Source organism: Mycolicibacterium arseniciresistens (assembly GCF_030519285.1).
GTDB classification, from domain to species: domain Bacteria; phylum Actinomycetota; class Actinomycetes; order Mycobacteriales; family Mycobacteriaceae; genus Mycobacterium; species Mycobacterium arseniciresistens.
The window spans coordinates 1-11,538 of sequence record NZ_JAUMSQ010000059.1 but is presented as its reverse complement, the minus strand read 5'-3'; the positions used below and the strand labels follow the sequence as shown (position 1 = coordinate 11,538).

At 70.1% G+C, this 11,538-nt stretch carries 14 protein-coding genes; 10 read left to right on the top strand and 4 right to left on the bottom strand.

The genetic code is table 11. The features are described from left to right. The 7 genes from Q2100_RS10940 to Q2100_RS10910 all read left to right on the top strand — a co-directional run. Positions 1 to 868, top strand: an 868-nt coding sequence (locus Q2100_RS10940; protein WP_302914074.1) for an acyl-CoA dehydrogenase family protein, incomplete at its 5' end; no start/stop codon positions are given. Positions 869 to 894: 26 nt separating this feature from the next. Beyond that, positions 895 to 2,082: an acyl-CoA dehydrogenase family protein gene (locus tag Q2100_RS10935; protein WP_302914075.1), complete on the top strand. Its 1,188-nt coding sequence runs from the start codon at positions 895 to 897 to the stop codon at positions 2,080 to 2,082. Then, positions 2,082 to 3,053 (top strand): acyl-CoA dehydrogenase family protein, encoded by a 972-nt coding sequence (locus Q2100_RS10930; protein ID WP_302914073.1) that lies wholly within the window; start codon positions 2,082 to 2,084, stop codon positions 3,051 to 3,053. Before Q2100_RS10935 ends, Q2100_RS10930 begins: the two co-directional genes overlap by 1 nt. Before the next feature lie 10 nt (positions 3,054 to 3,063). After that, the gene (locus Q2100_RS10925; protein WP_302914072.1) at positions 3,064 to 4,776 is read left to right on the top strand and encodes a thiamine pyrophosphate-binding protein; all 1,713 of its coding nucleotides are present in this window, start codon (positions 3,064 to 3,066) and stop codon (positions 4,774 to 4,776) included. Between the two features lie 27 nt (positions 4,777 to 4,803). After that, a complete protein-coding gene (locus Q2100_RS10920) occupies positions 4,804 to 6,225 on the top strand; it encodes an aldehyde dehydrogenase family protein (RefSeq protein WP_302914071.1) in 1,422 nt (473 codons plus the stop codon). A gap of 76 nt (positions 6,226 to 6,301) precedes the next feature. Continuing rightward, positions 6,302 to 6,790, top strand: coding sequence for a DUF309 domain-containing protein (locus tag Q2100_RS10915; protein WP_302914070.1), 489 nt, complete (start codon positions 6,302 to 6,304; stop codon positions 6,788 to 6,790). Between the two features lie 10 nt (positions 6,791 to 6,800). Continuing rightward, positions 6,801 to 7,526 (top strand): 3-keto-5-aminohexanoate cleavage protein, encoded by a 726-nt coding sequence (locus Q2100_RS10910; protein WP_302914069.1) that lies wholly within the window; start codon positions 6,801 to 6,803, stop codon positions 7,524 to 7,526. On the opposite strand, the gene Q2100_RS10905 is transcribed toward Q2100_RS10910, so the two are convergent. Further along, positions 7,516 to 7,962, bottom strand: coding sequence for a cupin domain-containing protein (locus Q2100_RS10905; RefSeq protein ID WP_302914068.1), 447 nt, complete (start codon positions 7,960 to 7,962; stop codon positions 7,516 to 7,518). The genes Q2100_RS10910 and Q2100_RS10905 overlap by 11 nt on opposite strands. Positions 7,963 to 8,047: 85 nt before the next feature. On the opposite strand from Q2100_RS10905, the gene Q2100_RS10900 reads away from it, so the two are divergent. Both Q2100_RS10900 and Q2100_RS10895 read left to right on the top strand, forming a co-directional pair. After that, a complete protein-coding gene (locus Q2100_RS10900; RefSeq protein ID WP_302914067.1) occupies positions 8,048 to 8,470 on the top strand; it encodes a hypothetical protein in 423 nt (140 codons plus the stop codon). After that, positions 8,467 to 9,063: a GNAT family N-acetyltransferase gene (locus Q2100_RS10895; protein WP_264010781.1), complete on the top strand. Its 597-nt coding sequence runs from the start codon at positions 8,467 to 8,469 to the stop codon at positions 9,061 to 9,063. Before Q2100_RS10900 ends, Q2100_RS10895 begins: the two co-directional genes overlap by 4 nt. A 50-nt stretch (positions 9,064 to 9,113) precedes the next feature. Here the strand turns inward: Q2100_RS10895 and Q2100_RS10890 are convergent, their stop codons facing one another. Beyond that, positions 9,114 to 9,563, bottom strand: a complete 450-nt coding sequence (locus Q2100_RS10890) for an Hsp20/alpha crystallin family protein (protein ID WP_264010780.1) — start codon at positions 9,561 to 9,563, stop codon at positions 9,114 to 9,116. A gap of 460 nt (positions 9,564 to 10,023) precedes the next feature. On the opposite strand from Q2100_RS10890, the gene Q2100_RS10885 reads away from it, so the two are divergent. Further along, positions 10,024 to 10,707 carry a GAF and ANTAR domain-containing protein gene (locus Q2100_RS10885; RefSeq protein WP_302914066.1) on the top strand — a complete coding sequence of 228 codons (684 nt, stop codon included), beginning with the start codon at positions 10,024 to 10,026 and terminating at the stop codon, positions 10,705 to 10,707. 15 nt (positions 10,708 to 10,722) lie between these two features. On the opposite strand, the gene Q2100_RS10880 is transcribed toward Q2100_RS10885, so the two are convergent. Next, positions 10,723 to 10,956, bottom strand: a complete 234-nt coding sequence (locus Q2100_RS10880; protein WP_302914065.1) for a hypothetical protein — start codon at positions 10,954 to 10,956, stop codon at positions 10,723 to 10,725. Positions 10,957 to 11,149: 193 nt separating this feature from the next. Beyond that, positions 11,150 to 11,538, bottom strand: a 389-nt coding sequence (locus tag Q2100_RS10875) for a nitronate monooxygenase (RefSeq protein WP_302914064.1), incomplete at its 5' end; no start/stop codon positions are given.

The following is an 11,538-nucleotide window of genomic DNA, read 5'->3' as shown; positions in this document are numbered from 1 at the left end:
GCGCGCGTTCGAGGCGGCCGGTGGCGATGAACTGGTGCAGCAGGCCGAAGCCAAACCCGCAGAACGCGAATCACTGGTCGGCCCCGCGCTGGCGGGCCTTGGCGCGTGGGACCTCGACGTGCGCGGTGACGCCGACGAGCTCGAGGCCGCCGCGGCGCTGTGCCGCAGCGCCGGTCACTGGGCGCTGCCCTATCCGGTGGCCGAGCGGCTGGCCCGGCCGGCCGACCTGGACGTCGACGGGCTGATCGTGGTCGCCGACCAGCGGCCGTCGGCGGCCGTCGCCGGGCTGCAGTCGCGTTGGGCGACGGTCACGTTGGCCGGTCAGCGCAGCCACGTCACCGCGCAGGGACCTGCGGGCGCGGCGTTCGTCGCCGAGCTCGAACTGTCGGCGGTCGACGACAGCGGCGCCGGTGACCTCGCTCTCGCCCTGGCGCTGCCGTGCTGGACCCTGCTCGGAATGCTGGACCGTGCACTGGAACTCACCATCGCCCACGTCACCCTGCGCAAACAGTTCGGTCAGCCTCTGTCGTCGTTCCAGGGCGTGCAGTTCCAGCTCACCGACGCCGAGGTGGAGCGCAGCGGGGTGGACATCCTGGCCAAGTACGCGCTGTGGAGCATCGCGACCGGTCGCGCGGAGGCGCTCGACGACGCGCTGGCGCTGCGGATGGCCGCGCTTGAGGCGGCGGAGGTGGTGTTCCGGGTGTGCCACCAGCTGCACGGCGCGGTCGGCTTCTGCGACGAGACCACGCTGTCCTGGCTGTCGCGCTACAGCCAGCCGCTGCGCCGGCTGCCGTTCGGCGTGTCGGCCACCCGCGACCGGCTGCTGCACGCCGCGGGTCCCCGCGGGCTGACGGGACTGTACGCGTGACCGGGACCCCCGCCGAACGTGAAGATGTGCGCGAGAATCCGGCGGAAACTCGCACAGATCTTCACACTCGGCGCGAGGAGATCCGCGCCTGGTGCGCGGACCACATCCCGCGCGACTGGCGGCAGGCGCAGACCGGTGTGGCCGAGGAGGAGTTCGTCCGCTTCCAGAAGGCGTGGTTCGCCGAACTGCACGCGGCGGGTTACGCGGTGCCGCACTGGCCGCGCGAGTGGGGTGGCGGCATGTCGGTGGCCGAGCAGATCGTGCTGTACCAGGAGCTCGCCGCCCACGACGCGCCCCGGCTGGTGCTGGCGTTCGTCGGCATCCACCACGCCGCGTCGACGCTGCTGGTGGCAGGCACCGACGAGCAGCGGCGCCGCCATCTGCCCGCGATCCTCGACGGCGAGATCTGGGTGCAGGGCTTCTCCGAACCCGAGGCCGGCTCCGACCTGGCGGCGCTGCGCACCACCGCACGCCGCGAGGGCGACGAGTTCGTGGTCAACGGCCAGAAGCTGTGGGCCAGCGGCGGTTTGCACGCCGACTGGTGCCTGCTGCTGGCCCGCACCGACCCCGATGCCCCGAAGCGCAAGGGCATCTCGTACTTCCTGCTGGACATGACGTCGCCCGGCATCGACGTGCGGCCCATCCGCAACGCCGTCGGCGACTCGCACTTCTGCGAGATCTTCCTCAGCGACGTGCGGGTGCCCGCGGCCAACCTGGTGGGCGCCGAGAACGCCGGCTGGCAGGTGGCGCAGGCGACGCTGGGCGCCGAACGCGGCATGACGATGCTCGAACTCGCCGAGCGACTCGGCAACGCCGGATTCCGGTGGCTGGTGCAGGGCAGTCCCGTCGGCGATCCGGTGGTGGCCGACCGGCTGGCCCAGTTCGAGATCGAGCTGGCGGGGCTGCGCGGGATGTGCCGGAAGATCGTGGAGGGACACGACTCCGGTGCGACGGGACCGGCGGACGCGTCGATCGTCAAGCTCTACTACAGCGAACTGCTGCAACGCATGACCGATTTCGGCGCCGAGATCGGCGGCCTCGCCGGTCACACCGACCTCGCCAAACCGATGTCGAGCGGGTGGGAGTCGGGTTCCTGGGTGCTGGACTTCATCGGGTCGTGGGAGTGGACGATCCCCGGCGGCTCCAGCGAGATCCAGCGCACCATCATCGGTGAGCGCGGCCTCGGGCTGCCCCGGGAACCGAGCGCGGTGTGATGGCCGCAGAGGACTTCGCCGAGTTCCACGAGGAACTGCGCTCGGTCGCCGCCGACCTGCTCGCCAAGGACGCCGCGGTCGAGTGGCCCGCGCTCGTCGACGCGGGGTGGGTGGGGCTGGAGGTGCCGGAGGAATTCGGCGGCGCCGGTGCCACTTTCGCCGAGGTCGCGGTGATCTGCACCGAGATCGGCCGCGCCACCGCCGCCAACAGCTACCTGGGCAGTGCCGTGCTGGCGGTCGGCACCCTGAACGCGCTGCGGCCCGGACCCACCCGCGACCGCCTGCTCTCCGGTGTCGCGTCGGGCGACCTGCGGTGTGCCGTGACCCTCGAGTCCCTGAACTTCGTGCCCGACGCCTACGGCGCCGACCAGGTGCTGGTGGTCGCCAACGGCGCCGTGGCCGTCGCCGATCTGTCGGTGAGCCCGGCGCCCGTCGTCGACGAGACCAGGTCGCTGGCGATGGTGTCGTCGCGAACCGTCGATCCGCCGGAGCTCCTGCAGTTCGACGGAGACGCCGACGCCGCGGTGCGCCGGCTGCACGACCGCGCCGCGGTGGCCGTCGCCTGCGACAGCCTGGGCCTCGCCGAGGCCATGCTCGACGCGACGGTGGCTTATGCCAAGGTGCGCAGGCAGTTCGGCCGTCCGATCGGATCGTTCCAGGCCGTCAAGCACGCGTGCGCCGACATGCTGGTGGCCGTCTCGATGTCACGCCAACTCGTCGGCGACGCCGTGGCGGCGATCGTCGAGGACCGCGACGACGCCCACGTCGCCGCGTCGATGGCCAAGTCGTATGTCACCGGCGCCGCGGTCGACGTGGTCGGCAAGGCCATGCAGCTGCACGGCGGCATCGGCTACACGTGGGAGAGCGGCGTCCACGTCTACCTCAAACGCGCCAGCGTGAACCGCTCGCTGTTCGGATCGCCTGCCGCACACCGCAAACAAGTCGCTCACCGTTACCTGTCACCGACATAGGAGCTCAACCATGGGTGTACCCGTCTACAAACGCATTCTCGACCTGTTCGAGGCCGAGGGCGTCAACACGCTGTTCGGCATCCCAGACCCGAACTTCGTGCACATGTTCGCCGAGGCCGAGGCGCGCGGCTGGTCGGTCGTCGCACCGCACCACGAGCTCAGCGCGGGCTTCATGGCCGAGGCGGCGTCGCGGATGACCGGCGGACCCGGCCTGTGCATCGGCACGCTGGGCCCCGGCGTGGCCAACATCGCCGGAGCCATGATGTGCGCGCTGGTGGAGAACTCGCCGGTGATCTTCCTCGGCGGCCAGCGGGCCAGGATCACCGAGCGGCGCGTCCGTCGCGGCCGCATCCAGTTCATCCAGCAGGAAGGGCTTTTCACCCCGTCGGTGAAGTACAGCAGCTCCATCGAGTACGCCAATCAGACCGACGAGATCATCCACGAGGCGATCCGCAAGTCGATGTCCGGCACCCCGGGTCCGTCCTACGTCGAGTTCCCGTCGCACGTGATCCTCGAGGAGCTCGACGTCGCCGACCCGCTGCCGCCGCACCGGTACCGGCTCGTCGACCAGGGTGCGGGCGCACGCGAGGTCGCCGAGGCGGTGCGGCTGATCCGCGAGGCGAAGAGCCCGGTCCTGCTCGTCGGCCACGGCGTGCACACGTCGCGCACCCAGCAGGAGGTCAAGCAGCTCGCCGAACTGATGAACTGCCCGGTCATCCAGACCTCGGGCGGCACGTCGTTCATCCCTGGGCTGCAGGAGCGGACGTTCCCCTACCTGTTCTCCCCGGCCGCCAACCAGGCGGTCGAGGAATCCGATCTCTGTGTCGCGCTGGGCACCGAGCTCGGTGAGCCCATGCACTACGGCCGGACCCAGCACTGGGCCGGCAACGATGAGAACCGCAAGTGGGTGCTGGTCGAGCAGGACCCGACGGCCATCGGCGTGAACCGGCCCGTCGACGTGGCGCTGGTCGGCGACCTGCGTGGCGTCGTGCCGCAGCTGGTCGAGGCGCTCGCGGACTCACCGCGAGAGCCGTCGGCGAACCTCGACGCCCTGGTCAAGGCCGACGCCGCCGAACTGGCCCGGGTGGCCGAGGAGGCCCCGAGCGGACGCACGCCGGTGCACCCGGCGCGCTACGTCGTCGAGGCGACCAAGGCGTTCGCCGAACTCGAGGACGGCATCATGGTCCGCGACGGCGGCGCGACCGTGATCTTCCAGTGGACCTACTCGCAGTCCAAGCCGCGCGACGTGATCTGGAACCAGAACTTCGGCCACCTCGGCACCGGTCTGCCGTACGCCGTCGGCGCCTCGGTCGCCGAGGGTGGGAAGCGCCCGGTCATGCTGCTCACCAGCGACTCGGCGTTCCTGTTCCACATCGCCGAGCTGGAGACCGCGGCGCGGCAGAACCTGCCGCTGGTGTGCGTGGTCGGCGTCGACCATCAGTGGGGCCTCGAGGTGGGCGTCTACAAGCGCACCTTCGAACAGCCGTCGCCGCAGCCCGGTGTGCACTGGAGCAAGGACGTCCGGATGGACAAGATCGCCGAGGGCTTCGGTTGCCACGGCGAGTACGTCGAGAAGGAAGAGGAGATCGGGCCTGCGATCGCACGCGCGTACGCCAGCGGCAAGGTCGGCGTGGTGCACGTGTGCATCGACCCGACCGCGAACTCCGAGGAGATGCCCAAGTACGACCGATTCCGCACCTGGTACGCCGAAGGTACTCAGTAGGACCCGTCGATAGGGGAGAGTGAAACCATGCGTGAATACCTGAAGTTCTACATCGACGGACAGTGGGTCGAGCCGGTGCGGCCCAACACCCTCGACGTCGACAACCCGACCACCGAGCAGGTCTCCGGCCGGATCGCCATCGGCACGGCGGTCGACGTCGATGTCGCCGTGCAGGCGGCGCGGCGGGCGTTCGGGACGTGGTCGCAGAGCACCCGCGAAGAGCGCCTCGACCTCCTGCAGACCATCATGGGCGAATACCAGAAGCGCGCCGATGATCTCGCCGACGCGGTCAACGAGGAGATGGGCGCGCCCGCGTCGCTGGCGGCCGGCCCGCAGGTCAACCTCGGCCTCGGCCACCTCGCCACGGCGATGGACGTGCTGAAGAACTTCCAGTTCGAGGAGCAGCACGGCTCGACGCTGGTGGTGAAGGAGCCGATCGGCGTCTGTGGGCTCATCACGCCGTGGAACTGGCCGATCAACCAGATCGCCTGCAAGGTGTTCCCGGCGCTGGCCACCGGCTGCACCATGGTGCTCAAGCCGTCGGAGGTGGCGCCCTACTCGGCGCAGATCTTCACTGAGATCATCGACGCCGCAGGCGTTCCCGCCGGGGTGTACAACCTCGTCTACGGCGACGGGCCCGGCGTCGGTGCCGCGCTGTCGAGCCACCCGGACATCGACATGGTGTCGTTCACCGGTTCCACCCGGGCCGGTGTCGACGTCGCCCGCAACGCCGCCGCCACCGTCAAGCGCGTCACCCAGGAACTGGGCGGCAAGAGCCCGAACATCGTGCTCGACGACGACGACTTCGCCAAGAGCGTGACGGCCGGGGTGTCGGTGATGATGATGAACAGCGGGCAGAGCTGCAACGCGCCGTCGCGGATGCTGGTGCCCAACTCACGCATGGACGACGCCATCGCAGTGGCGCGGGACGTCGCGGGGGCCGTCAAGGTCGGCACCGGCGACAAGGACGCGATCGGACCGGTCGCGTCGAAGGCGCAGTTCGAGAAGATCCAGGGACTGCTCGCGAAGGGCATCGAGGAGGGCGCGACCGTGGTGGTCGGCGGCACCGGGCGCCCGGACGGGCTGGACAGCGGCTACTACGTCAAGCCGACGGTGTTCGCCCACGTCACCAACGACATGACGATCGCCCGCGAGGAGATCTTCGGGCCGGTGCTGTGCATCCTCGGCTACGACGACCTCGACGAGGCGGTGGAGATCGCCAACGACACCGAATACGGTCTCGCGGGCTATGTCTCGGCTGCCGACCTGGATCAGGCCCGGCAGGTGGCACGCCGCATCCGCGCCGGTTCGGTGGCGATCAACCACGGCTTCGACATGAGTGCGCCGTTCGGTGGCTACAAGCGCAGTGGCAACGGCCGCGAGTGGGGCCAGTTCGGTTTCGACGAGTTCCTGGAGACCAAGGCAGCACTGGGTTACGCCCCCGCCTGATTGTGATTTCGGCGCGCTTGCGTTCGCCTGTCGATCGAAAGCGCGCCGAAGTCGCCACGGTGCGTAGCCTGGAGCGGTGGATGCCGCTCGGGATCGCGACGAGGCCGGGCGCGCACAGAACGCCCGCCCGCGTGATGCGCTCGGCAGGCCGCTGCCGCGAGATGCCGTCGGTGTGCCGCGGATTCCCGACGACCTCGACGTAACACCCGAGGAGGGGCTCGTCGCTGCGCAACACCTGCTCGACGAGGGCCTGGCCTTCAACGCCCATGAGGTGCTCGAAGCCGTCTGGAAGGACGCGCCCCCGGAGCACCGCGAACTGTGGCGGGGGCTGGCGCAGCTCGCGGTCGGCATCACCCATGTCCAGCGCGGCAACCGGGCAGGCGCACGGGCGTTGTTGATGCGGGCGTCGGCGGCGATCGCGCACGGCCCCGCCGTCCACGGAATCGATGTGCCCGGCTTGGTCGGCTACGCCGATGCGCTGGCCGACGACCTGTCCGGCGACGCAGACATCGGCCAGGAGCGGTTGCGGCCACGGTTGTCGGGTGCGTCCGGCGGCCACGGGTGAAGATGGACCCATGACCGGTCCCCGCATCTACCTCAAGGCCTGCATCAACGGCGCCCGAACCCCGGACCAGCACCCCGGCCTGCCGGTGAGTCCGGACCAACTGGCCGCCGCCGCCCTGGCCGCACACCGAGCCGGCGCGCAGGCGGTGCACCTACACCCGAAGACGCCGGACGGCGTCGACTCGCTGCGGCCCGACGTCGTCGCCGCGGCGGTGACGGCGGTCCGCCAGGCGGTGCCCGGCCTGCCGCTCGGGGTGACCACCGGCTACTGGGCGCTCCCGGATGCCGCCGAACGGCGACGCGCCGTCGAGAGTTGGGACGTGCTAACCGATTTCGCATCACTGAATTGGCACGAGCCGGGATCTCCTGAGCTGGCACAGGTGCTGCTGTCCAAAGGCCTGGGCGTCGAGGTCGGGATCTTCCACGCCGAGGCCGCGCAGTCGTGGGCGGGCAGTGACATCGCCGCGCACTGCATGCGGGTGATGATCGAACTGCAGGCCGACGCCGGCACGGCACTGGCCGACGACCTGCTCGACCAGGTGACGGCGGCCGGCTCACCGGCGCCGGTGCTGCTGCACGGTCTCGACGAAAGCTGTTGGCCGCTACTGGAACACGCCGGGGTTCGCGGTGTGCAGACCCGGATCGGCCTGGAGGACACCCTGCACCTGCCCGACGGTTCGCTCGCGCCGGACAACGCCGCGCTGGTGTCGGCGGCCGTCGACCTGCTCAGCCGGTAGGGCCGGCCAGCGCGAAGTCGGCGAAGTCGAAGCCCGGCACCACCACGCAGCTGACCAGGCTCGGTTCGTCATCGCGTGGACGGGCCCGCTGCCAGTGCCGCGGCGGGACGACCAGCTGTGGCTGCTCACCGGCGGTGATGTCACCGCCGAGCAGATGTGTTGCGGCAGAACCCTGCTCGGGTCCGATCTCGAGCAGCAGGGGACTGCCGCGGTGGAACAGCCAGAGTTCGGCGCTGCGCACGGTGTGCCATGCCGACTGCTGACCGGGCATGAGCAGGAACAGGATCGCCGTACCGGCGCTGCGCGGACCGGTGTAGTCCGGCGGCAGGGCCGACGGCGGCATCGACAGCTCGCTGCGCCAGGTCTCCCGGAACCAACCGCCCTCCGGATGCGGGGACAGGTCGAGGCCGCGGGCCCAGTCCGGGAGATCGCTCATCGGCACCGCCTTGAATCGAGGTCGTGGTTCAGCCTAGAGCGCCGCGGCGGGGGGGACGGCGCACCGCACCCGATAGGCTCGCCGCGTGCTGCGTGTCAATCCCGGATGGCTGGTCGCCGTGTGCGCGGCCGTGGTGGCGGTGAGCGGGTGGTTGCCATGGCTGACCACCGGCGGCGGCCGGGCCAACGCGATCGGCGGAACGGTCGGCAGCCTGGACGCGGTGCCCGCGCGGTTCGGGGTGGGGCAGCTGATCGTGCTTCTGGCCGCGGCGCTGATCGTGGCCGGGGCGATGGCCGCGCGCGGCCTGTCGGCCCGGTTGGCAGCGGGGGGTGCGCTGGCGATCTCGCTGCTGCTGGTGGCGCTGACCGGCGTGTACTACAGCAGTTACGTGGTGGCGCCGGTATCGGCCGGCTACGGCCTCTACGTCGGCGGCGGTCTGTCCATCGCTGCCGCGCTGTGTGCGGCGTGGGCGCTGTTCGTGGCGTTGTCGGCGGGGCGCCCGTCGTGACGGGCTTCGTCGAGCCGGTGCACCTGGCGGGCAGGCGCTGGGTGTCGCTGGAGCCGCTGTCGGCGAGCCACGTTCCCGAGATCGCCGACGCCGCCGCGGACGGCGAGCTCGGCGCACTGTGGTTCACCTCCGCTCCCGGGCCGCAGGACGCAGCCGGATGGGTGCGGCGCATGGCCGACCTGCGCGCGGCCGACGGCGGGGTCGCGTTCGCGGTGCGCGCTCTCGACGGTGCGCTGGTGGGCTCATCGAGCTATCTGAACGTCGATGCGACCAACCGGCGGCTCGAGATCGGACACACCTGGTACACCGCTGCCGCGCGGCGCACCGGCGTCAACACCGAGACCAAGCTGCTGATGCTCGGCCATGCCTTCGACCAACTCGGTTGCGTGGCAGTCGAGTTCCGCACGCACTTCTTCAACTTCGCCAGCCGCAAGGCGATCGAGCGGCTGGGCGCCAAACTGGACGGGATCCTGCGCAGCCACCAGGTGCTGCCCGACGGCTCGCGCCGCGACACCGTCGTCTACTCGATCCTCGACATCGAATGGCCGGCGGTGCGTGCACATCTGGAACACCGGCTCGACCGCGACGACTGACGCGCCGTACCCCCGGCGGACGCGGATCCGCCGGGGGCACGGGCACTGCGTCAGCCGGCCTCGACCGTGTTGGTCTCGATGGAACGCTGGTCGGCGCTGTGGGAGACCTCGATCCGGCGCTTCTTGGCCCGTTCCGCCATCGGGATGGTGACGGTGAGCACGCCGTTCTCGTAGGTCGCGGAAATCGCGCCCGCGTCGATGCCTTCGCCGAGAGACAGCTGACGGCGGTAGGTGCCGAAGAACCGCTCGTTGGCCAACCACTGCACCGAGTCCTCGGAACGCGCGGTGCGGTGCGCCGAGATCGTCAGGGTGCCGTTGTCGACGTCGACGTCGACCGAACCCGGATCGACGCCGGGCAGGTCGGCGGTCAGCACGTAGTGGTCGTCGATCTTGCAGAGATCCATCGGCATGAACCGCGGTGTCCTGTTCGTTCCGGACGAACTCGTCAGCAAACCGCGGGTGAGGGCATCGAGGTCACTGAAAGGATCAAAGCGAAGCACAGCAATCCACCTCCTAAGTCGCTCAAGGGCCCGCCACCTCGACGGGCAGCCAAATCACTGTGCGGCATCAGATTAGCACTCTCCGCCTGAGAGTGCCAAGACTTTTTGGGCGACATCAGGGTGGTCAACGCGTTGTGGCGGCCGTGTCCAGATCGGGATGGGAGCGGTCCTGACCCCAAGCCGGCCACAGACGGATCGACGCGGGGCCGAGGGCTGGGCGGCGGCCACGGATGCCCGGGTGGGCGTCCCGTCTTCAGCCGGCCGCGCAGCGCTCAGCAACCTTGCTCTGCGCCTTTGTCCAGCGTCGAAAGAAGGCGGTCTCGCCGGCTCGAGGTCTGAACCGACGAGACCTCGACGGGTGCGCTGGTCGACCAGCGCACCCGTCTGCGCAGCAGCATGCCCACGCGCCCAGATCACAAACCCCGTGTGTGACGGCCCGTCTTCGGGAACCCTGGAGGCTATGACGCAGCCACAGTCACACGACCTTGCGATGCGCATGGCCGATCTTGCGCGCACGGTCGCGATGCCGCGCTCGGTTGAACAGGTGCTGGAAGACGTCACTTCGGCGGCCACCGAACTGATCCCGGGCGCCGACACAGCGGGCATCCTGTTGGTCGGTCCCGGCGGGAAATTCGAGTCACTCGCCGGAACCACCGATCTGCCGCACCAGTTGGACGAGCTCCAGATGACGTTCGAGGAGGGGCCCTGCGTGCAGGCGGCGCTCGACGACGTGGTCGTGCGCACCGACGACTTCCGTGAGGAGTCCAGGTGGCCGAAATACTCGAAGGCCGTGGTGGAGATCGGCGTGCTCAGTGGGCTGTCGTTCAAGCTCTACACCGCGAACCGCACCGCAGGTGCGCTGAACCTCTTCGGATTCGAGCCCAACAGGTGGGACGGCGAAGCGGAGACCATAGGCACCGTGCTGGCCGCGCACGCCGCCGCTGCCATCCTCGCCAGCCGGCAGGGTCAGCAGCTGGAGTCGGCGCTGTCCACGCGCGACCGCATCGGCCAGGCCAAGGGCATCATCATGGAGCGCTACGACGTCGACGACGTGCAGGCGTTCGAGATGCTCCGGCGGCTGTCGCAGGAGAGCAACACCAAGCTCATCGACATCGCCCAGCAGGTGATCGAAACCCGGGGCTAGCGGCCGCGCGTCGGGTCAGCCGCGGCCGTGTCCGTGGCCGTGCTTCCAGTGGCCACGACCCCGCGGGCCGTCGTACCAGCCCACCCAGCCCGGTGTGTCCACACACGCGTACGCGTAGCCGAGCGGGCCGCCGACGCACACGTCGGGTCCGGCCGAGGCCGGCGTGGCGATGACCACCGCGGCACCGAACGGCAGCGCCGCCACACTCAGGCCGAGCACGGCCCTGCGGAGCAGATTCGAACGGATCACACTCAACCCCCGGTTTCGCCTTGTTCGAGCGGACCCCCGTCCGGGGATCACTCTAGTACGCGAATATCACCCGGTCATCTCACCTCTGTGTGACGCAAACCTCACTGCGGCAGTGTCTTTGCTCGCAAACGCCAGCCCTCTTGAAGTAGTGCGGAGGGCCTGTAACGGGGGTTTGCCGTTCGACCGGCCGCGTTCAGGCCTGGCCGGCGAGGTCGGTCAGGATCGTCGCCGTCGGCTTCTGCGGGGCGTGGCGATAGCCCGTCCCGGCCCACAGGTGCACCAGGTCGGACTCCCCGGCGGCCGCCGCCGCTTTGCGCAGGGGACTCGTCAGGTGGTGGAGCGCCGGATAGCCCAGCGGCGCCGACGCCTCGAACTCGTCGATGAAGCGATTCCGCAGGCCGCGCGCCGGGCGCCCGGTGAACGCCCGGGTGATCACCGTCTCGGTGCGCGACGGATCGGTGAGCGCAGCCTTGTGGGTGGCCGATGCCCCGCTCTCGTCGGCGCGCAGCAGCACCGTGCCCACCGCGGTGGCCGTGGCGCCTGCCCGCAGCGCGGCGGCGACGTCAGCGGGGGTGGCCAGCC